The sequence below is a fragment of the Nocardia sp. NPDC001965 genome (assembly GCF_053594175.1).
On sequence record NZ_JBSFDZ010000010.1, the window covers coordinates 96,063 to 113,992 of the forward strand.

25 protein-coding genes are annotated in these 17,930 nt (G+C 66.0%); 9 read left to right on the forward strand and 16 right to left on the reverse strand.

Translation table 11 applies throughout. The features are described 5' to 3' along the window. Nucleotides 1–93: 93 nt before the first annotated feature. Nucleotides 94–552, reverse strand: a complete 459-nt coding sequence (locus ACWCPQ_RS16930) for a pyridoxamine 5'-phosphate oxidase family protein (RefSeq protein ID WP_449899620.1) — start codon at nucleotides 550–552, stop codon at nucleotides 94–96. Further along, the gene (locus tag ACWCPQ_RS16935; protein ID WP_449899622.1) at nucleotides 552–1,829 is read right to left on the reverse strand and encodes a helix-turn-helix domain-containing protein; all 1,278 of its coding nucleotides are present in this window, start codon (nucleotides 1,827–1,829) and stop codon (nucleotides 552–554) included. The genes ACWCPQ_RS16930 and ACWCPQ_RS16935 overlap by 1 nt, the downstream gene beginning before the upstream one ends. Before the next feature lie 424 nt (nucleotides 1,830–2,253). On the opposite strand from ACWCPQ_RS16935, the gene ACWCPQ_RS16940 reads away from it, so the two are divergent. From ACWCPQ_RS16940 to ACWCPQ_RS16950, 3 genes are all read left to right on the forward strand, one after another. Continuing rightward, on the forward strand, nucleotides 2,254–2,568 hold the full coding sequence (locus ACWCPQ_RS16940; RefSeq protein ID WP_449899624.1) for a hypothetical protein: 315 nt from the start codon (nucleotides 2,254–2,256) through the stop codon (nucleotides 2,566–2,568). A gap of 143 nt (nucleotides 2,569–2,711) precedes the next feature. Then, on the forward strand, nucleotides 2,712–2,858 hold the full coding sequence (locus ACWCPQ_RS16945; RefSeq protein WP_449899627.1) for a hypothetical protein: 147 nt from the start codon (nucleotides 2,712–2,714) through the stop codon (nucleotides 2,856–2,858). A gap of 93 nt (nucleotides 2,859–2,951) precedes the next feature. After that, a complete protein-coding gene (locus ACWCPQ_RS16950) occupies nucleotides 2,952–3,809 on the forward strand; it encodes an aKG-HExxH-type peptide beta-hydroxylase (RefSeq protein ID WP_449899630.1) in 858 nt (285 codons plus the stop codon). Between the two features lies 1 nt (nucleotide 3,810). Here ACWCPQ_RS16950 and ACWCPQ_RS16955 read toward each other — a convergent pair whose 3' ends face one another. The 4 genes from ACWCPQ_RS16955 to ACWCPQ_RS16970 form a co-directional block, all read right to left on the reverse strand. Continuing rightward, entirely contained in the window at nucleotides 3,811–4,374 is a 564-nt protein-coding gene (locus ACWCPQ_RS16955; protein WP_449899632.1) for a pentapeptide repeat-containing protein, read from the reverse strand. 289 nt (nucleotides 4,375–4,663) lie between these two features. Then, nucleotides 4,664–5,242 carry a hypothetical protein gene (locus ACWCPQ_RS16960; RefSeq protein ID WP_449899634.1) on the reverse strand — a complete coding sequence of 193 codons (579 nt, stop codon included), beginning with the start codon at nucleotides 5,240–5,242 and terminating at the stop codon, nucleotides 4,664–4,666. Nucleotides 5,243–5,293: 51 nt separating this feature from the next. Next, a complete protein-coding gene (locus ACWCPQ_RS16965; RefSeq protein WP_449899636.1) occupies nucleotides 5,294–5,464 on the reverse strand; it encodes a hypothetical protein in 171 nt (56 codons plus the stop codon). 298 nt (nucleotides 5,465–5,762) lie between these two features. Continuing rightward, nucleotides 5,763–6,065: a hypothetical protein gene (locus ACWCPQ_RS16970; protein ID WP_449899638.1), complete on the reverse strand. Its 303-nt coding sequence runs from the start codon at nucleotides 6,063–6,065 to the stop codon at nucleotides 5,763–5,765. A gap of 132 nt (nucleotides 6,066–6,197) precedes the next feature. On the opposite strand from ACWCPQ_RS16970, the gene ACWCPQ_RS16975 reads away from it, so the two are divergent. Further along, the gene (locus ACWCPQ_RS16975) at nucleotides 6,198–6,542 is read left to right on the forward strand and encodes a hypothetical protein (RefSeq protein WP_449899640.1); all 345 of its coding nucleotides are present in this window, start codon (nucleotides 6,198–6,200) and stop codon (nucleotides 6,540–6,542) included. A gap of 53 nt (nucleotides 6,543–6,595) precedes the next feature. Here the strand turns inward: ACWCPQ_RS16975 and ACWCPQ_RS16980 are convergent, their stop codons facing one another. The 10 genes from ACWCPQ_RS16980 to ACWCPQ_RS17025 all read right to left on the reverse strand — a co-directional run bounded on the left by ACWCPQ_RS16980 (nucleotide 6,596) and on the right by ACWCPQ_RS17025 (nucleotide 12,848). Further along, nucleotides 6,596–6,886: a hypothetical protein gene (locus ACWCPQ_RS16980; protein ID WP_449899642.1), complete on the reverse strand. Its 291-nt coding sequence runs from the start codon at nucleotides 6,884–6,886 to the stop codon at nucleotides 6,596–6,598. Continuing rightward, nucleotides 6,883–7,404, reverse strand: a complete 522-nt coding sequence (locus ACWCPQ_RS16985; RefSeq protein ID WP_449899644.1) for a hypothetical protein — start codon at nucleotides 7,402–7,404, stop codon at nucleotides 6,883–6,885. Before ACWCPQ_RS16985 ends, ACWCPQ_RS16980 begins: the two co-directional genes overlap by 4 nt. Beyond that, entirely contained in the window at nucleotides 7,401–7,868 is a 468-nt protein-coding gene (locus ACWCPQ_RS16990) for a hypothetical protein (RefSeq protein WP_449899645.1), read from the reverse strand. The genes ACWCPQ_RS16985 and ACWCPQ_RS16990 overlap by 4 nt, the downstream gene beginning before the upstream one ends. Further along, the gene (locus ACWCPQ_RS16995) at nucleotides 7,865–8,896 is read right to left on the reverse strand and encodes a hypothetical protein (protein ID WP_449899647.1); all 1,032 of its coding nucleotides are present in this window, start codon (nucleotides 8,894–8,896) and stop codon (nucleotides 7,865–7,867) included. The genes ACWCPQ_RS16990 and ACWCPQ_RS16995 overlap by 4 nt, the downstream gene beginning before the upstream one ends. Then, nucleotides 8,889–9,140, reverse strand: coding sequence for a hypothetical protein (locus tag ACWCPQ_RS17000; protein ID WP_449899649.1), 252 nt, complete (start codon nucleotides 9,138–9,140; stop codon nucleotides 8,889–8,891). The genes ACWCPQ_RS16995 and ACWCPQ_RS17000 overlap by 8 nt, the downstream gene beginning before the upstream one ends. Nucleotides 9,141–9,967: 827 nt before the next feature. Next, nucleotides 9,968–11,065: an AAA family ATPase gene (locus ACWCPQ_RS17005; protein ID WP_449899651.1), complete on the reverse strand. Its 1,098-nt coding sequence runs from the start codon at nucleotides 11,063–11,065 to the stop codon at nucleotides 9,968–9,970. A gap of 83 nt (nucleotides 11,066–11,148) precedes the next feature. Continuing rightward, the gene (locus ACWCPQ_RS17010; RefSeq protein WP_449899653.1) at nucleotides 11,149–12,093 is read right to left on the reverse strand and encodes a YqaJ viral recombinase family protein; all 945 of its coding nucleotides are present in this window, start codon (nucleotides 12,091–12,093) and stop codon (nucleotides 11,149–11,151) included. After that, nucleotides 12,090–12,221 (reverse strand): hypothetical protein, encoded by a 132-nt coding sequence (locus ACWCPQ_RS17015; RefSeq protein ID WP_449899655.1) that lies wholly within the window; start codon nucleotides 12,219–12,221, stop codon nucleotides 12,090–12,092. The genes ACWCPQ_RS17010 and ACWCPQ_RS17015 overlap by 4 nt, the downstream gene beginning before the upstream one ends. Beyond that, on the reverse strand, nucleotides 12,218–12,523 hold the full coding sequence (locus ACWCPQ_RS17020; RefSeq protein WP_449899657.1) for a hypothetical protein: 306 nt from the start codon (nucleotides 12,521–12,523) through the stop codon (nucleotides 12,218–12,220). The genes ACWCPQ_RS17015 and ACWCPQ_RS17020 overlap by 4 nt, the downstream gene beginning before the upstream one ends. A gap of 94 nt (nucleotides 12,524–12,617) precedes the next feature. Further along, nucleotides 12,618–12,848 carry an excisionase family DNA-binding protein gene (locus ACWCPQ_RS17025; protein WP_449899659.1) on the reverse strand — a complete coding sequence of 77 codons (231 nt, stop codon included), beginning with the start codon at nucleotides 12,846–12,848 and terminating at the stop codon, nucleotides 12,618–12,620. A 269-nt stretch (nucleotides 12,849–13,117) separates the two neighbouring features. On the opposite strand from ACWCPQ_RS17025, the gene ACWCPQ_RS17030 reads away from it, so the two are divergent. The 5 genes from ACWCPQ_RS17030 (at nucleotide 13,118) to ACWCPQ_RS17050 (ending at nucleotide 17,928) form a co-directional block, all read left to right on the forward strand. Continuing rightward, nucleotides 13,118–13,492, forward strand: a complete 375-nt coding sequence (locus ACWCPQ_RS17030) for a helix-turn-helix domain-containing protein (protein WP_449899662.1) — start codon at nucleotides 13,118–13,120, stop codon at nucleotides 13,490–13,492. Nucleotides 13,493–13,609: 117 nt separating this feature from the next. Further along, on the forward strand, nucleotides 13,610–14,188 hold the full coding sequence (locus tag ACWCPQ_RS17035) for an ImmA/IrrE family metallo-endopeptidase (protein WP_449899664.1): 579 nt from the start codon (nucleotides 13,610–13,612) through the stop codon (nucleotides 14,186–14,188). Between the two features lie 227 nt (nucleotides 14,189–14,415). Continuing rightward, complete coding sequence (locus tag ACWCPQ_RS17040) at nucleotides 14,416–14,619, forward strand: hypothetical protein (protein ID WP_449899666.1); 204 nt, start codon at nucleotides 14,416–14,418, stop codon at nucleotides 14,617–14,619. 247 nt (nucleotides 14,620–14,866) lie between these two features. Beyond that, nucleotides 14,867–16,273, forward strand: a complete 1,407-nt coding sequence (locus tag ACWCPQ_RS17045; protein ID WP_449899668.1) for a hypothetical protein — start codon at nucleotides 14,867–14,869, stop codon at nucleotides 16,271–16,273. Continuing rightward, entirely contained in the window at nucleotides 16,270–17,928 is a 1,659-nt protein-coding gene (locus tag ACWCPQ_RS17050; RefSeq protein ID WP_449899670.1) for a hypothetical protein, read from the forward strand. Before ACWCPQ_RS17045 ends, ACWCPQ_RS17050 begins: the two co-directional genes overlap by 4 nt. Nucleotides 17,929–17,930 lie beyond the last annotated feature (2 nt).

A 17,930-nucleotide genomic window follows, 5' to 3' on the forward strand; every position in this document is an offset into this window, starting at 1 on the left:
GCGCGCGCACTACGCACCCTAACTGCGCGGTCCTCGTTCGGCGAACAAAAACGGCCCCGCGCAATGGCGGGGCCGAAGGAGGGTGAGGACCGTTCAAAGTCCGGGAATCACGCGGCGCGGATCGCCCCGGTAGTTCTCCTCGTCGAACAACACCCATTCAGCGACAGCGATCTCGTATAGGCGCGACGCGCCCTCCGGCATAGCCTCAAGAACGGGAGCTGCATTCGGCCAGCGAACACCGAATGCCCGCGCCCGGTCCTCGATCCCTACGCCGGGCAGCTCCTCCGCACGCCCCGAGAACGACACACCGCGCGCAGTTTGCCCAAGTTCGTCCAATACAATATCGACGATGGCACCGGCCACGAGGGCGTTGCGACGGATACTCAGGGAGTGTTCACGGTCCCTGCGCGATAGAAACCACAACTTGTCCGGGCGGAACGCAGCGAGGTACCAGACGCTGCACACGCGAGGCGTCCCGATCTCGTCGACCGTGGCCAGCTGCATCAGCTTTCCGCCGGCGACGTACTCCTCCAGTAACTGCCGTTCGCTCACTACGCCTTCACCGCTTCCAATGCTGGTCGCGCCTGCTCCCGCCACGCGGAAACAGCCCGACTGTTTACCCCCCGTAGGTCTGCGTCGAACCGTCGCGCTCGACCGGTGACGCTGGTTGCCAGATAGGTTCGGTCGTTGGTGAGAGCTTGCGTCGCCACGGCGCACGCCTCGTCCACCTCGCCAGCCGCGAGCAGGGCGGATGCGTATTCCAGGCGAACCAGGCAAGGTTCGGTGGTTTCTGTTGGGTCGTACATGGACAGCGCCCGGTGCGCTGCAACGGAGGTCTGATCGGTGCGCCCGAAACGGGAATGGCCGATCGCCTCGTAAAACGCCAACTTCTCCGGCCGGAAGGAGAAGATCCCGAGCTCGATCTCGTCAGGACTCGCGCTATCGAGGGCAGTCGCAGCATTGGCAATGCACAACCGGAACTCGTCCTCATCCCCCATCACTGCATGCGCTCGGCCAGCCATACCCCACAGCCACGCCACCGCAGCGCCTGACATCGGCTTCTGCGCCAGTCGAGGCGACAGCACAGCCAGGGCCCCGATCGGGTCGGCGCTGTAGGTCGGCAGGTAGGACAGCCCAGCCAGGGCGATGTCCTCAGAGTAGCGGTCGCCGATGTCTTGGAAGGCGTGGATCGCAGTCATGTACCAGTGACGTGCCTCGTCGAAATAGCCCTCGTTGAACAGGATCTCGGCCACCACATTGGCCAGCCGACCCGCAACACGCACCAGCCGAATCTGGTTGTAGGTGGCCTGCCGCTCCGACAGGCACGCCCGCACAGCGCGGAAATTGTCCAATGCCGACGAAAGCAATGTCCGCGGCGGGACCTGCACAACCCGTCTTCCGAGATCTGATGTCAGGGCATCGAAGTAGTCGAGTCGTCGTTCGCTGACCGATGTCACATCGAGTGCCGCAGTCATCCGGCCGGGCTCGTGCATCAGCGAATCCGCCATCTGGCCGGCCACCCCGGCCCCGATGCACGCGATGAGATCGCGCCGCCTCATATCGTCCTTAACCTCCGGCTCAGCCGAAACCAGGTGCTGGCCTCGACCTGTCGCGTCTTCGAACCGCTCGACAGTGCGGGGCTCGGCTTGCGTCAGCACCTGGTCCAGCAGTCGGCGGCTGGAAGCGTGGAGCGTTTTCGTTCGCTCCTGCTCCCAAAGGAGGACAGTTCGCTTCGTTACGCCCACCACTCGGGCGAACTCTGTCGGGCTCAGCCGCAGAGACTCACGGAGGGCGCGTATGTCCTGCGCTGTCCAGTCGATCCCCACCATAGCCCCGCTCCTTTCACCCCAGACGGTTTGAACCGAAATTACCCGTTTCTACCCATTACAGGGCTGTTATTCCCTGATCCGCAACCCGCACTCTGAATTGCATGACAGAGATCCCGACGCTGCCAGTCAGGGCTCCGACCAACCGGGCAATGTCCGCCACCCTGCGGCTTTGGCGCGACAGCGAATGCTACGACCGTGCAACTGTCGAAGAGGTTCTGGAGGGGCTACGTGCTCCAAATGCGCCCTTGACTGTCGAGCCAAAAGCCACGGCGCACGGCGAGGTGCGGCGTGCCTGCTGACCTTACGACGCTCCGGCGCATCGCCGGGAAGCTGCACAGAGACAACGAGCGGATAGTGCGGTTGCGGCGCGAATTCGCTACCACGATCGAGGCCCTGAGGTCCGCGCCGGCCGAGGAGGTACGTCATGTCTGCTGAACCGAAGCGTGCGATCGTCCTACGCCATGCCGACGCCGACCGTCGGGATATCGAGCGACTGACTCAGCAGCACCGCCTCAATGTTGTGTACACCGCCGTCACTGACACGGCCGTGCCACGGCTGGCCGTGATGATCGCCGTCGAGCACGCGCTCGACCATCGCGCAGAGGTGGTGGTCGTGCCCCATCTCACCGCCGAGGACGCATGGGCCGATCGTGAATGGCGCGCGCTGGCCGAACTCTTCGAAGTCGTCGGTGCCGATGGCGTGATGTCGGACAGCGACGCCGGTGTCGCTCGCCCATGAACGACGAGCGCGGATAGATCAGAGGCGGCGAGAACTCCTCGACGCAAACAACTTCCGCATTGCGCGGGAAAAGCTGGCGGGCATTTAGCCCGTCGTCAAGCCCTGGCCAGGGGATCAAGAAATCGAAAAGTGGAAGGAATGCCATGAGTAATCTCAAGAACGGCTCGATCGTTGGCGACGCGGTTCAGCGGGCCGCGGAGGACTCCGAGGCAGCCGACGCGGCTGTGCGGGAGCGCATCGCCCGGTTCCGCAGCGACGACAACGCGGCGATGATGGGCGGCTGGACCTGATAGGTCTGCTGACCGAAATCTGAGGGCGGGCGGCGGGTACTCCGCCGCCCGCCCGCTTTCGTCTCACACACACTTTCTGATTGGACTTTCGCAATGCATTTCCTGAATGTCGGCCACGCCTACGAGAACGTCGCCAGGTACACGCGGGCGGTGATCGGGGAAGCCCCCGACCCCGCGGTGCTGCCCTCGTCCTACCGAGAAGCGGTCAGCCGACACCGGCCGATCGACGCGCCACTGCACGGTTCAGCAATCCACTACGAGGACGGCGGTTGGGGTGACTACCTGCACGAAGCCGACGTTTTCGACGGGATTTTCAAGGGCCTGCGGCCGTCGACGGCGGAAGAACGCGACCTGTGGCCCGGCCGCGTCTCGCAAGCCGTCGAGTATGTCCGCGACTTGAACACAGATCTCGGGCGCCTCGTCGACCTCCTGGTCACCGATGTCATCCTGCTGCCCTCCGACAGCACCGGTGGCGGATCGGCTGCGCACCTGCCCGGCCTGGTGGCCCTGAGCCCGGGGCCGGATTGGAACGTGTACGACTTCGCCGAGTCTCTCGTCCATGAGGCCACACACCTGAACTTGTTCGTCGGTGACATGGTGCATGGGCTCTACACGAAGCCTGTGGCCGAACTCGCTGCCGACCGGTACCGCGTGCTGTCTGCGGTGAAGTTCGGTCAGCTCCGGCCGCTCGATCGGGCCTTCCATTCGGCTGTCGTTGCGGTGCCGCTGATGTGGATGCAGCACCAGCGTGGCGAGACGGAGCTGGTCGATAAGTTCACGGGCTCGCTGCGGGAATGCTGTGACGGTTTGAACAACAAGCGAGAGCTGTTCACGCCTTACGGGCAGCTTCTCGTGCATCAGCTTGCGGAGTTCGCGTTCTCCCTCGATTGGGATTACGTCGAGGAGTCGATTTCTGGGGACAGATTCTCTACCTACGCGGTCGCGGCCTGAGTTACCAGTCCACGTCGATGCCGACCTCTCGGGCCAGGCTGCCGGCCAGCCCGAGCAGGTCGTCACCGCGCACCTTAGCGCCTTTCAGGCCGCGCACCCCGCGCACGTCGATCAGTCGGCAGTCTACGAACGTGGTGTTGTGCTCGATATTCGCCTGCGAGAACTGCGCGCCGGTGAGGTCGCATCCCTCGAACCGGACGCTGCGGAACCTGACTCTCTGGAAGTCCGCGCCTGCCAGGTTGCAGCCGGTGAACACCACCTTTTGGAACTTGCTGCCGCGAAACGACGCCAAGTCCGCGCGGGTGTCGTCTACGGACACATCTCGCAGTACACCGTCGCTCAGCGAAAGTCCCGTCAATCTGGACTGTGTGATCTCCGATTCCAGGAGCGAAGTCTCGTCCGCGCGCAGGTTCGACAGGTCGCACGAGGAGAACACACAGTTGTCGAACGTGGTCCGGGCCAGCGTGCCGACGATCCGCGCGCCCGAGAATTCCGACGCGCTCACGGCGATGGCTTCTCCGCCATCGATACCGGCATCGGTCCCCGTGTACCGGAACCCGCTCACCGTCAACTCGTCGGCGAACTCCTCGCCCGGTCCGGCGTCGCGTAAAGCACTCGCAGTCCGCGGCTTAGCCGGTGCTACCTGTACGCGTGTGACGCCCATGACTCCCCTGTCCGACGCGGAATTGGCACCGAACCTAGCATGCCCCTGCTGTTCTGCCGCGGAGGGTGGGGAGCGGGCCCGGTAGCGGTTGGCGCCCGACTTCTTCCCCGGGCGAACGATGCGCTGAAACCTGATCTTGACCGCCGATAACATTCCCTTATCGGCGGTCAGAAAATCGACCTACCAGCGCCTAAGCGCCCGTGACTGCTGGTGGAACGGTCTTCTCAAACTCGATCCATGCCTGCGTGATCTGCGGGAGAAGTTCCGGCGAAAACTCGACGCTCGCCCGGTCGGAAGTTTCCGGCCACAGCCGGGTCATGGTGTGGAGACCCAAGCCCCCCTCATAGTGTGGCGGCATCTCCAGCAACTCAAGAGTTTTCGTGAGGAACTTGTACGCGTGGGAGATATCGCCGAAGACGATATGGGCTGCCTTATTCCCGGAGTATGGCTGATTGGGAGTGAAGGAGTCTGGCTCGCCTTGACATGAGAACTGCGTGTCGAGCTCCAGCTTCCACAAGGCTACGAGGAGGTCGCGCATACCTTCGTCGACCTCTATCCCGTCGACCTCCACCTGCGGATGGTCTGGCATGCCCCGCGGCCGGTCCACAGCGTTCGGCAGGTGATCACGCTCGTGTTCTCGGCCGATGAGGTAGCCCTCTTCCCATCCTTTGCGGTATTGGTCCCGCGACACATTCGATAGGCGCCGTTTAGCCAGTTGCACGTTGATCCGTGCGAGTTCGGCCTGGTCGCTGATCCATTCACGAATCACACCGTGACCATATCTCCTCGCGCGGCCCGTCGTTGGAGCGTTGACCTCCGCCTATTCGCTGGCAGGGACCAGGGCGGCGAGTGGCATGGAGAACGGATACCGGCCGGGCGCTTCGTCCGCAGCCTCGATCACTGCACGGTCCTCGCTGTCGTCGACCTCTTGCACGACGAACACGGCCCCGCCTGACTCTCCAATACGTACCTTGTCGCCGATTTCGATCACAGATCGGAGCATAATCGAACGTGTGTGCGACTTGTGGGAGCCGGTCTATGAGGTCCGCGGGCGTGTCGTCTCCGATCCGCTGCGGCTGTACCCGGTGCCCGAAGGAATGGCGGAACCCGCGCCAGTGTGGTGCCGGAACGGTCACAGGCTCGGCGCGCGCCGGGTGCTGGTCGGTTCCATGGCTTGCCCTGCGGTCGGGGGATTCCATCGCACTCACACATGTCGGACCTGCGGGGCGGTGATCTTCACGCCGCCCCGGTGTCCCGAGTGCGGGCACGGGCAGGATTGACCGGCGTCGTCAGCGTTCGCGCGGGTCCGATTGGCTGCGGTTGAGCACCTTGCCCACGGCCGCGCCGGTCGTACCCCATCGGCGGCCGATTTCAGCCTTGGGGATCCCGATGTCTGTCAGCGCTTGATAGGTGGCGCGTCGGCAGGCGGACGCATCGCGGGCGATCTCGCGGGCGAGCGCGTCGAGGTCTGCGAGGGGGTCGCCGGCCTCTGTGGGCGCGAGACCGGCGGGGGCGATGGTCGCGTATCGGTCTGCGAGTTCGGCGAGTTCTCGGGCGCGGGCGGCGAGTGTCTGCCAGGGGTTGCTGGTCACTGTGGGTCCTCTCGTGCTGGTGAACCTACTATAAACCCCGGGGTTGACATTATTCAACCCCGGGGTTTATAGTAGAGGAGTCGGCAACGCTGGCAACCACATTGAGAACTCAACAGAGAGCAGGTAACTCGGATGACCGAGAACCGCGCAAAACGCCTCCACGACGCCTACCAGGCAATGCGGAAAGTGTTTCTCACCGCGCTTCCGCTGCCGATCGAGCTTCCGGACCTGGAACTCGACAGCTGGCGGCCCCACACGCTCCGCGCCGACGTGGTGGGCGCACGGGACATCCTCCGGGATATGCCCGCCGACCCCCACCGCGTCGAACTGGTCGACCAGCTCGCGCTCGATTGGCTGGCCGCGATGGTGCTTACTCGAATGAGTCACTTCGAGGTGTGGTGCGGTGAGGCCGCAGACGACGCCCTGACACGATTCGCGGCGACGATGGAAGTGCTCAGGTTCGACGACGAGTTGTAAGACAGAAAGGCCCCGGCAGTCGGAACCTGCCGGGGTCTTTCCCGTGGATCATCTTACAGGCGCGGATCATGCACCAGCCGGAAGTCGTGCAGCGGCTCATGCTCGCCGCCGGCAGCCGTGAACTCCCTGCCGATCACCTCACCCGCCGGAATATCGCAGTCCCGGCCTATCTGCGCGGCCGACAGGATCAACGGTGCCTTACGTGTGTGCCAGGGCGTCACGCAATACGCCTGGTCCTCGACGGTCACGAACACGTACACCGGCACGCGGCCGTCTGGCAATACGGCGTAGTCCTCGCCGATCGCTGGCGCGTCCCAGTCGAGGCCGTACTCGTCGTCGCTCATGCGCTCGATCCTTCCTGATGGGTGAACCCGCGCCAGCCGTCCAATTGCGGGCATCGTTCGGAGGCTGCGTGCTTGCCGCAACGAGGTGAGATTGACTCGATCATCAGCGCCTCGGGGACTGCGGTCCCGCCACAGGCCGAAAGGAACGTGCAACCGGTCCCGTCTGCGAGTGTGAGCCAGAGTCGCTTCCGGTTCTGCTGATCGGTCCAATAGCATGGATCCAGCGGGAACACAGCACGCTCGTCCAGGAGCGGGACCGGCTGCCACTCGTCGCGACCGAATCGGCATGCGATCCGCGACATAGCGGGCCCCTTGACGGGTTCGGCCGGCTCGGACTCGACGTCGTCGACGGGCACGAGCCGATAGGCACTCCATCCGGGCTCACCGTCGCCGTTCCGGTCTGCCACGTCACGCAGGGCAGCCTCGCGGCTCGCCGCCAAGTCGTTCGGTTCCCACATGTCGCCGTAGAAGGTATCTCCGTCGATGTGGCCCACGATGTACCGCTCGCGGTCGCTCACTGCGCGTCCTTTCTCGTGCCGTTGATTATTGCCCCCAGATCGCCCGTAAACGCCCTCTGCGGCTCCGGACCACCCTCCGTCATGCGGACCGCCGGTTCACGCCGCCAGCGTCGCGACAGGACCCCTTTCCGCAACTCCTGTGTTCGCCCCCGCTCGCCGAACAGCGCCCGATAGAGCCGATCTCGCGTCTCAGCGCTCGCAGGCGGAGCGGACGGCAGCGCACGCTGATACTCCGGGGCGAAGGACACCGGCCGGAAAGTCCGGATCAACGCTGTGACGTGACCGGGCATGATCCGATCCGTTCGTTCGGCGTAGTGCTCCCGGATCGCGACCAGCGCGGCGTCGCGCTCCCAGCGGGCCCGGTTGGCTGCGTCGAGCCACGCCGTTTGCATGAGCCGGTCGATATTCCGGGAGTCGTAGGACTGCGCCACCTGCAACAACACCATGATCTCGTCAGCGTTCACGACGCCTCACCGATCTCCAGCGCGGTCCGGCTCCACTCGTCGAGCGCGGTCACGGTGGCCCGCGGCTCCGGCATCGGGATACCGGCGGCGGCGAGGATCCGCGGGTCCGGGTTGCTCTTGAGCGCTTCGGCCCGCGCGAACTTCATCTCGCCCGGGGTGAGCGTCGGGCGCCCGTCGGCGGGGGCAGCGGAGGCGAACCGGGACGGCAGCGGACCGTCGTCCCAGCGTTCACCGTTGAGCCACGTCGAGGGGTGCGGGATGAACCGCGGCTCGGGCAGGTTCGGATCGTCGGCGAGACGACGCGCAGCCGCGACGATCACGGACGGGTCGACCTTGCGGGCCGCTTTCGCGTACGCCTTCCGGGCGCCCCCCTTGTCGGTTCGCCGCGGGTACGCCGCCCAGAACTCGACGAACCCGGCGGGGTCGACACTCACCGGACGCGGAGCGGTGGCCCCTTCTGGGGGGTTGGGGGGAGTAACTACGTTAGTAGTTACTTCTGTATATGCATCTGTATCTGGCACGTTTTTGGTAGGTGTTTGGTAGGCATCTGCTGTAGCACTTGCTACGTTCCCGCTACCCTGTTTGGTAGCGTTCCGAGCTTTGGCCTGTCCGCCTTTTTGGCCTGCTGACCTGCGCTTTTCTTTCATTTCCTCGACGTCGGAGCGGGTCCGCTGGTGGTCCATCCAGCCGGGAAAAATGACGCAATCCGCCGGGAGTGGTCGGCCTGTGGCGGACTCGAAATCGGATCGAATTTTGCTGAAATCCTGTTGAAATCCGTTCGATTGGGCGACCGGCTGGCCCTTGCGGAACTCGATTGCGGCGCCGGTGGCGAGGATCGCGTCTCGGTCCCGTTTGGTCGCCAGACCGCGCCATGTTGCGGCGTCGATCACTCCGTCGGTGAGGTATTCGCCGCAGTGGCACCATGCCTCGACGATGGTCCATTTCTGGGCCTTGGACAGGCTGGCGAACCGCGGGTGCCGGGGCATGTCGACGTTGATCGTGATGAACGGCCGGGAGTCTTTACGCATGTGCGGTCTCCTGCTTGGGCTGGTTCGGGGGCAGGCTGATCGAGTCCCGGATCCGCGCGGCGGTGTAGAGCGTCCAGCCGGTATGGCGGGCGATTTGGGCGTCGGTGAGGCCGTCGGCGACCAGCTCGCGGACGAGTAGGCGTCGGTCTCGGGGTGTGAGAGCTTCGGCGGGGAGAACGCCGGCGGCGGCGTCCTCGTATGCGCGGGGCTGGTCGGCGTAGTGGTGGGGTAGGAACTTGTTCATAGCGGCCCGATCTCGGGTACGAGGTGGCGGAAGGCGGGGAACCGCGTCCGGCATGCGGAGCAGGTCACCGACGGGTAGGGGAGGTGGGAGAGTTCGACCAGGTGCGCGCGGCACACGGTGGCGGGCGATAGCCAGGGCGGCCGGGCGTCGCAGTCGTGGCGCCGGATCGCCCACCGCGGCGCCGTGGCGCAGGGCGGGCGGGTCCGCCACATGGTGCGGCCGACCTCGCAGCGCGATACCAGGATCCACGCTTTGAGATCGGCCGCTATCGGGACGGTCACGCGACGTCGAGGAACCGGAGCCCGGTTACGTGTTTCGACGCGAAGTGTTCGTCACGCGTCACGTCACCGAACCGGACCCGGTTGGGCAGGTGCCCGATGTGCCATCCAGGTTGCTCGTCGCACTGGTAGGTGTTGAGGCGGTGGCCGGGCGTGTTTCGTGCGACGCGTCGGGCGTCGCGTCGCGAGAAGTAGCGGCGTTTCCCGCAGGTCTGGCACGTCACCCAGTGCGACCCGGCGCGGCTCATGACGCGAGCCGATCGAGCGCCGCGACGAGCAGGTCGAGCGTGTCGCGTCCGATTGCGGCTTCCGCGTCGACCTGCCGTTCCGGGGAGGTTTCGAGGTATATCGACGCGAACAACAGCGAGTCGATGCGGAGGGTTCCGGGTAGGTCGCCGCGTGCCCGTACGGCGCGATTGGTCGCGGCGTGGGCCGCGCGGCATGCGTCGCACGGCGGTTTTTTATCCCGGTAGTGCCGGTGATATCCGGCATCGGTGCCGCACACAGCCCGGCGGCGACCGCGGCGTGCGCCGTGGTGTTCGAGGCCCGTCACGCGGCATCACTCGCAGCGGGTAGCGTCGCGACCTTCGCCTCAACCTTGGCCCGGATAGCGTCGCACTCGGCGTCCGGGAGTTCGCCCGCGAGCTTCCAGATGTTCTGGAGTGCGGCGCGGTCGTTGGCGTCGGCGGTCTGCTGGCGCAACTCCGCGGCACGACGCGCGACGGCGTCCGGGGCCGGGCCGCGACGCGACGCACCCGACGCGACAATGCCGCGGGCACGGTCCGCGACATTCGACACCGGGGCGCCGCCGGCGGGCGGCTCGGGCGCCGGGTCCGGTGTCGAGTCGAGGGCGCGCAGGTCCCGCACGTTCGCCGTGTTCGGGTCGCAGCCCAGGACATCGAAAATCATCCACGCAAGAGAGAAGTTAGGCGCGGGCTTCGGCTTGTCGACACCGGGGCGGATACCGTGCCGCACCGATCGCGCGCCGATGATGCGGGGCGCCACGTCACGCGACAACCGCACCCATGCCGACGCGTCGAACGCGAGCGCCTTGTGCCCCTCGACCTTGTAGTCCTTCTCATTGGGGATCGGGCGGCCGGAGGCGTCGAGCGCGGCGACTTCTTTACCGCGGGCGGTCATGACGACCACGCCGGGAAACGACATCAGCATCCGCATGAGCCGGTTGTGCCGGTCGGCGGCGTCGTTCCACAGGTTCATTGCCGGTTTGATCTCGGCGTCCGGGTCCTTGGCGAGGATCTTCTGGCCGCTAGGGGATTTGCGGGCGCGCTCGTGCACCCACTTCTTCAGCATCTCCCATTCGGCGGTCATGGAGTCGACGAGCAGCGCGACCGGCGGCTCGCCCGCGGCGGCGGCCCGCGCGGCTTCCTCGCAGACGGCTGCGACCTGCCCGACGATGTCCCCCCAGGTCCCATCGTGGTCTACGACTTCGTAGTCGGCGCCCGGAACGGCTGCGTATTCGTCGGCTGCGCCTTCGCTGAGGTCGAGCCAGAATGCGCGCCCGATCCGTTCATCGGCGGTGAGTTCCGCCATGGCCCAGGACTTGCCGCATTTCTCGCCGCCCTCAACGAGGATGAGCGGCCAAGGGACGACACCGGTGGGGCGACGGGTTTTCAGGGTTGCGGACATGCGCTGTTGGTTCCTTTCGTGGTGCCCGGCACCGGTGGCGGCCGATGCCGGGCGTACGGGGTGTGACCTCGAATCGAGGTCGGTTACTGGGCGCTCTCGGTGAGCGACCAGTCGAGCGGTTTGCTCATCTTGTAGAGCGCAACACCGCGTTTCGACGGCCGTCGCGTCGCGACAACCTGAACCTTGGGTTTGCCCCTGGCGGTGGTTCCGCCGGGGATGACAGCGCGACGCGCGTTACCCATGACGCGCAGCACCGTCGACGACGCAAGGTTCAACGCTTCCTCGGCGGCGGCCAGACCGTTCACCGCGTCTTCGTACTGGTGCGCGAGGTCGAGCGAGATCGGCCAATCCTCATGTTCGCCGCGGTCGATCTCCGGGTGTGCCCGCCGGATCGCGTTGTAGGTTTCCCGGTGTCCGTCGACCTCGGGCGGGACACCGTTCGGGTTCATCGCGTTTGCGTGAAAGTCCCGGGCAAACGCCTCGATATCGGCGGCCAGGCCGCTGTCGTACTCGATGAGGTAGTCGGCATCGTCGAAGAACGGACCCAGGTAAGCCACATAGCCGCGTAGACAGCAGGTCATGTGCAGCTGCCACTGCTTCTGTAGATAGAAGCCGAGCGGGATCTCGGCGGAGCCGGGCGGGCCCCACTGGTGGTCGCCCCTGCCGTCCGATTTGGCCTCAACGGTGAATACCTCGCCCGTCTGGCGATGCCGCGCCATCGCGTCGGGTGTCCCGGCCGCCCACGACTCCAGACCCGGCCGTGAGAACGACCCCGCCGGAAGGCGCTCCAGTTCGGGGTGGCGGCGGAAGAACCGTTTCAGGATGACCGGCTCGAAATCGTTGCCACGCTCGATAGCCTCGTTCGTACCGTCCGGGTCGACCTCGCCGCGGAGGAGGTGATACTCCTTCACCGGGGATGAGTACTTCGACGCGTTGAACAGGCCGGGGATCTTGCTTGCGGTGATCTTGCGGGACCACTCTTCGCTGCCGGGAAGTAGAGCCGACAGCGGTTGTTCGATGGTGGTCACGCGATCACTCCGACCCGCACCAGGTAGATGACGCCGAGCATGAGCACGACGAGCACGGTTCCGACCGCGGCAGCGATCAAGTGGGCAGCAGCGGGGGTCAGCGGCTCGCGCCGCTCCGGCCGGTTCATGCCGACAACTCAGCGGCAGCGCGGGAGTGAGCAGCGCGGCTCACGTTTTCGAGCGCGGCCAGGCAGCCGTTCATGGCGTCGACCGCGGTCACGCCGCGGTACTCGACGATCACGATTCGGCCATCTGCAACGGAGCGGGCGCCGGGAAGTCCGGTCCATGCTTCGGGGACGTCCACCGACACCGTGCAGTAGTCCACGTGCCAGGACATCCGGACACCGCGACTACCGAACCGGTCGTAGACGGGAGCGGCTGCGTTGAGGGCCGCGAACGCGGCATCCAGGGTGATATGCTCGGAGGGCATCTGGGGTTGGTTCCTTTCGGGTGCGAAGGCCCGTGTCGCAGTTCTCTTGGCGGAGAGACGCGGGCCGAACCCCTTTTCAGGGGCAGATGAGGGGTTAGGCGGCCGGTTGGTTGGGGGCCGCGTCGAGCCACGCGTCGAGGTCGACGCGCCGGATCCTGCGAGAGCGGCTGTGACCGGAGGGGAACACGACGGACAACCGTCCGGCTTCGATCTCCCGCTCGATGAAGGTCTTGCCGAATCCGGCCAGTAGGCCGGCTTCCTCGGCGGTCAGCGCGATTCGCCGATCTAGGGGTATTGCAGTCGATTTCGCGACTTCCGCGGACATGGGGTTGGTTCCTTTCGGGTGGCCCGGTGGCGGCCGGGCCGGTGTCTCGTTGACGCCAATCACACTACGCGCAGTGCGTGCGCAGTGCAACCAAGAGGGTCGAGGCGTACCGAGGAATGTCGAGGCGAGTGCGCAGCGTGACATGACATAAGGGCAGGCTGCCCAACTGAGACAAACCAAATTTAAAGGAGAGGCATCCTACACAAACTGCGCAGTGTGTGTCACCTAAGGATCTGTACTTCGCGCGCATTTGTGTCCATACTGATCGCATGAGACCCCAATGGGCCTTCGGGCAGCGAGTACAGCAGGCACGCGAAGCTGCCCCCTTATCCAAGCGTGAGGCCGCCAAGCGCGCCGGCATCTCCGAATCGCGCTGGCGCCAGCTCGAACTAGGTTGGGAAAGAGTGCGCGGCATCGTGGTCGACGTCCGCACCACCCCGGAGACCATCGCCCGCATGGCGTCCGCGGTCGGCCTCGACATCAACGAAATGCTGGAGCTTGCAGGGTTCAACCCGGAAGTGGTCGGCGCGACCCCGCAAGGTTTGGGCGTCGAGACTGTCGACGTCTCCGGCCTGTCCCCGGAATCGGTGGATAAGGTGCGCGAATACGTAAAGTTCATCAAGGCGCAGGAAAAGGGTCAGTAAAAGTCTTAGCAAACCGGGCGTAACATTTCGTCGCTTGCCAACGACCCTGGATTCAAGGCGAGGTCTCCGCAGCGAGCGAGAGTCACAGGAGCAACACCGCCGAACAATCCCAGAGAGTTGAGCACGGAAGTAGGCGGTACGGTGTACGACCCTTTTGCTGATGTCCTGAGAGCCGGTTACACGCTCGGCGTTGCCCCTGATCTCGCCGCGGATGCGTGGTTGATCCGAGACGAACAGACCGTTCTCCTGTCCGCGGACCTCAGCGATGAGCAGATGCGCAGCATGTGCGCCCACATGCACGCCCACATTTTGCTCGACCACCACGCCGAACCGGGCGCCGCGACACAGCGCGAGTCCGCCGCGGAACGCCTTGCCGCGCGTCTCCTGATTTCCGTTGCCGATCTGGCCGCGCTCTTGCCGTTCACCGAAACCGCGGAGGAGATGGCGCGGCAACTCGGGGTTACGGTCGCGACCCTGGCCCAGCGGGCGGGGCACCTTGCGATCGAGGAACTACAGCATCTGCTACCAGTCCACCGGCGGTTCTCCTGGCCCGTGGGAGTTTTCGCCCGGCCGCTGCGCTGCGCAGTGGTCGACACTCTTTCCGCCACGCCAGCGCACCAACCGATCACATCATTGCAGGTTGCAACACGGATTGAACTTGCCACCAGCGTGCCAAGGGATGCAATCAGCGCATAGAATGGGCGACACTGACGAGACGGTGTTGCGCCCCTGACCAGCACGGGCGAGACGGGGCAACACTAGATGGAAAGCCCTTGGCACACTGGCAGTGTGGGGGTCAGGGGTTCGAGTCCCCTTAGCTCCACTTCAACCACAGGTCAGGCCCGGTGCTAGCACCGGGCCTGACCTGTTTGTTTCGACCCGACCTCGCGTTTGCCTCACAGTCCGGCCCGAAACTGGTGTTGATGTCGGGGATGATGCTGCCGGCGGAACAGCGGGACCTGATCCGGGTGGATGTCCGGACCGGGGAGTCGTTGTGGCAGGTCGGGTGGGATCAGTGTGTCATGCCCGCCGCCCGACGTCGTGTGGCCGTGGCTTGGATGCGTAACGTCCTGCTGCTGGTCTGCGGCAGGGTTACGGCCACTGTCGCGCTGACGGCGCCGGCGTAAACCATTCATTCCGAACAGAATTCGTCCGGGTCGACGTGGATCTCCTCTAGTTCAGCGGGAGTAAACAGCTCGACGAGAGCATGCGCGTCGGCGTCCTTGTCATGGCTGGCAACAGGGTCGGTTGCGCTCGCGCCCGGATTGCGAAAATCTTCGACCCGAGTGTGATCCTGACGGCCGAACAACGCTCTCTGGTCGAGGTTCGCAGATCGGCGTGCAGGACAGAGATCCGCTGAGGTGGGAGTGTGCTGTGATCGGGTCCGAGAGTCCGGAGCTCGCGGATCTGGCCGATCGGATCATCGCTGGGCTGCGTGAGCTCGTGCCGGACAGGCGACGCCGGTTCGAGGCCGCGTTCGCGATGACCGTTGTCGCCGAATCGGCGCTGTTCCTGGCCGATGACGGCGCCGACCCGGTCCGGTGTCAGGTGTCGGACGCGGTGTGGGAGTTGGTGCGCCGGCATCGAGCCTTGTCTGTCGCCGTCGAGAACGGGCCGTGGTGGCGGCTGGTTGTGCACGTCGATACCCAGGGGGCCAGGGTCGTCGCCGATCGGGGCGCGGAGCCGTTTCCCGGTGAGCAATTGTTCGCGCCGCAGGCGTATCTGGCTGACCTGGAACGGTATCCGCGTAGCAGGCTGCCTGTCTGGCTGGCCGCATACCTCGGACGCGGTGAACCCCAGTCGAGGTCACCGCGCGCGGCCGCGGACGGTGTGCGCGCTGATCGGAGTGCGGGCGTGCAGGCAACCCCGGTGATCGGCGAGTTGCCGGATCTGGCGGTGGTGTGGGCCCGGTGGACGGTGCTGGCCGCGGCCTTCGTGGCGGCCGGATCGGAACGAGGCCCACGGATCGGCCCGTCGGTCGGCATCTTCGAAAGTTCGGGACACAGCGGTTCAACGTTGACGCTGTTGCCCGGCGACCGGGCGGTGCTGTCGGGCGGTGTCTGGGATGCGCCGGTGCTGGAAGCCGCCTACAACGGGCACGCAGCGATGCCGAAATTATTTGCCGGAGCCCCGGATTGGGTGACCGACCCGGTACTCAATCCGCGCGTGATGACCGGCATGCTGTCGTTTTGTTATTGGTGGGATCAGGGACGGTGGTACCGCGGCGAATCCGCTCCGATGGCGGAATGCGCACCTGCGTTGCCCGCCGTATGGACGGTCGATACGGTGGCGAAGGTGGTGGCGGGCGTGCTGGACGGGCCGTCGCCGGATGCCGCTGAAGTGCTGGTGTCGGCTGCGCAGGCCGGGGCGGTGACCCGCGCGGCGGTCGCGCAAGTTGTGGGTGAAGACGCCGAGGTCGATCTCGACGGCGCCCTGTTCCAGTTCGTGCTCGCTGATCTGGTCGCGGGTGACGTCGTGGGGATCCGGGAAGAGGAGGCGCTGAACCTCGTCGGTGATCACATCCGCAGCCGGGGTTACGACACGACCGGGTTCCCGCTCTCGACGTTGCGGGCCGAGCGGATCAGCGTGGGCTGGATGGTGCGATCACCGGTGCCGGATGGTGAGATCGCGCTCGACCGGGCGGTCTTCTATATCGCCGACGATGGCGTGGTGGAGAGGTCGAGTTCGTCGGTGCCGCTGTCGGCGTTCATCACCGATTTCGAGCGCCGGTTCCGGCTGCGGACCGGCGGACCGATGCCCGCTGCCCGAGGTGGGCGATGAGCGGCGAACTGCGACTGGACTTGGATGGCCTGCGTGAGCGCGGTGCGCGGCTGGCCGATATCGCCGATCGGGTGCAGCAAACACACGCCGGGCTGCGGTACTGCTTGCAGCAGGCGGAAGGCAGCTTCGGCGACGACTACATGGGGCGCACCTTCGCCGAGCAGTTCACGCCGCGCGCCGAACAAGTGCTTTCCACCGTGCAGGCCATGGCGGAAGGAATGCGCAGTAACGCGGCCGGTATCATCGGCACCGCGCACAACCTCGGTGCGCAGGACATCGACGGCGCCGCGCGCGTGGCCGGGTCTGCCCAGGATCCGGGCCCCGGACCGGTCGGTCTCGTCGAGTCGCCCCCGGCGGGTGCGGTCGGCCCGCAATCGCCGGTCGATGGCATCCGGCCGAACCCAACCGATCAGGCCACGGTGACACCGGAGCAGAATTCGCCGGTCTATCCCGCCGAGGGGCCACGGAGCACCGACCAGCTCCCGGCCGGTGGGCACAACCGGCCCGGTAGCGCATCGGCACCGGACGGATCCGCGGGGCGTGCCGCTGCGGACAACGGATCACGATCCGATTCGCCGTGGAGTCGTTCCCGGCCCGAATCCCCTCCGGTGAGCAACAAGGCGACCGGCACCCCCGGCCGGCCGTCCGGATCGGCGGTGCCGCCACCGTCCTCCGCGGTCTCGCCCCCACCGGTAGCAGCCCCATCGCGTACCACGCCCCAGCCGTCGGGAAGACCGTCCGGCAGCCCGGTCGCAGGGCCGACGGGACGGGCCGGAGCCCCGTGGACCGCGACGCCGCCCCCCACGCCCGGCCGACCCGGCATGCCGGGTTCCCCTGGAAACGCTGGTAGGCCCGCGAACACTGGGTCGGCTCCGCAACAAAGTCCCCCACCACGACCGAACTCACCCGCCGGTGACAATGGCCGCGACCGTGATCGGCGCGGCGGCCGCGAGCGGTCGCCGGCCGATCCGGCAATCGAACAGCTGGCACGCGCATTGGCCGAGCGGCACGGCCTCGAGGTGACAGGTTTCGATGCCCCCGATCTTCAGCTCGCGCCGGTACATGAGTTCGTGAGCGCGGTGGACCGGGTCCTCACCGACTACCCGATGATCGTGCTGGAGACCGTGGCGGTCGCCGAGGTCGAGGACGAGCTCGGTCCGGTGCGTTGGGTCGGTGCGCAGCCGGACAGCGGAAGCGCTGCCCGGTCGATAACCCTCGACCGCCGCGCCTCGCAACAGCCACAGCCACCTGACCGATCATCCCGGCCACCCGCACCCCCGCAGGACGACACCGCCGATACCGAGGAAACGGTCGAGACGACACAGCCGGATATCTACACGTCCACCTTGCGAGCATTCGGCCGGGCGTTCGACGCTGCCGGTGGCGGTGTCGCACACCGGCGGGCACAACGCATCCTGATCTCGGAGTACCTGGACACCCAGCCGCGCCCGCGGCCTGCGCTGTCGGAGATCGTGCGCGGCTATCGGGAGTGGCGTGCCGAGTTGTCCGGGGATGCCACGGAACGAGGCGGGTTCGATGTGGACGAGGCGCTCGGCGTCGCGTTCGCCGAGGTGGTCCGGCACGGCGAGAATGCCGGTATTCCGGCACGACTGCTGTATGCGGTGCTGGTCGCCGCAGCAATCCGGCCGGGGTAGGT

Excerpts from the sequence above, each read along its gene's own strand:
- ACWCPQ_RS17025 (WP_449899659.1), bottom strand. The coding sequence starts at position 12,848 with ATGTCCGCGGAAGTCGCGAAATCGACTGCAATACCCCTAGATCGGCGA.
- ACWCPQ_RS17030 (WP_449899662.1), top strand. The coding sequence starts at position 13,118 with ATGAGACCCCAATGGGCCTTCGGGCAGCGAGTACAGCAGGCACGCGAA.
- ACWCPQ_RS17000 (WP_449899649.1), bottom strand. The coding sequence starts at position 9,140 with ATGAACAAGTTCCTACCCCACCACTACGCCGACCAGCCCCGCGCATAC.
- ACWCPQ_RS16950 (WP_449899630.1), top strand. The coding sequence starts at position 2,952 with ATGCATTTCCTGAATGTCGGCCACGCCTACGAGAACGTCGCCAGGTAC.
- ACWCPQ_RS17020 (WP_449899657.1), bottom strand. The coding sequence starts at position 12,523 with ATGCCCTCCGAGCATATCACCCTGGATGCCGCGTTCGCGGCCCTCAAC.
- ACWCPQ_RS16995 (WP_449899647.1), bottom strand. The coding sequence starts at position 8,896 with ATGCGTAAAGACTCCCGGCCGTTCATCACGATCAACGTCGACATGCCC.
- ACWCPQ_RS17005 (WP_449899651.1), bottom strand. The coding sequence starts at position 11,065 with ATGTCCGCAACCCTGAAAACCCGTCGCCCCACCGGTGTCGTCCCTTGG.
- ACWCPQ_RS16980 (WP_449899642.1), bottom strand. The coding sequence starts at position 6,886 with ATGAGCGACGACGAGTACGGCCTCGACTGGGACGCGCCAGCGATCGGC.
- ACWCPQ_RS17050 (WP_449899670.1), top strand. The coding sequence starts at position 16,270 with ATGAGCGGCGAACTGCGACTGGACTTGGATGGCCTGCGTGAGCGCGGT.
- ACWCPQ_RS17040 (WP_449899666.1), top strand. The coding sequence starts at position 14,416 with ATGTCGGGGATGATGCTGCCGGCGGAACAGCGGGACCTGATCCGGGTG.
- ACWCPQ_RS17015 (WP_449899655.1), bottom strand. The coding sequence starts at position 12,221 with ATGAACCGGCCGGAGCGGCGCGAGCCGCTGACCCCCGCTGCTGCCCAC.
- ACWCPQ_RS16935 (WP_449899622.1), bottom strand. The coding sequence starts at position 1,829 with ATGGTGGGGATCGACTGGACAGCGCAGGACATACGCGCCCTCCGTGAG.
- ACWCPQ_RS16940 (WP_449899624.1), top strand. The coding sequence starts at position 2,254 with ATGTCTGCTGAACCGAAGCGTGCGATCGTCCTACGCCATGCCGACGCC.
- ACWCPQ_RS16975 (WP_449899640.1), top strand. The coding sequence starts at position 6,198 with ATGACCGAGAACCGCGCAAAACGCCTCCACGACGCCTACCAGGCAATG.
- ACWCPQ_RS16945 (WP_449899627.1), top strand. The coding sequence starts at position 2,712 with ATGAGTAATCTCAAGAACGGCTCGATCGTTGGCGACGCGGTTCAGCGG.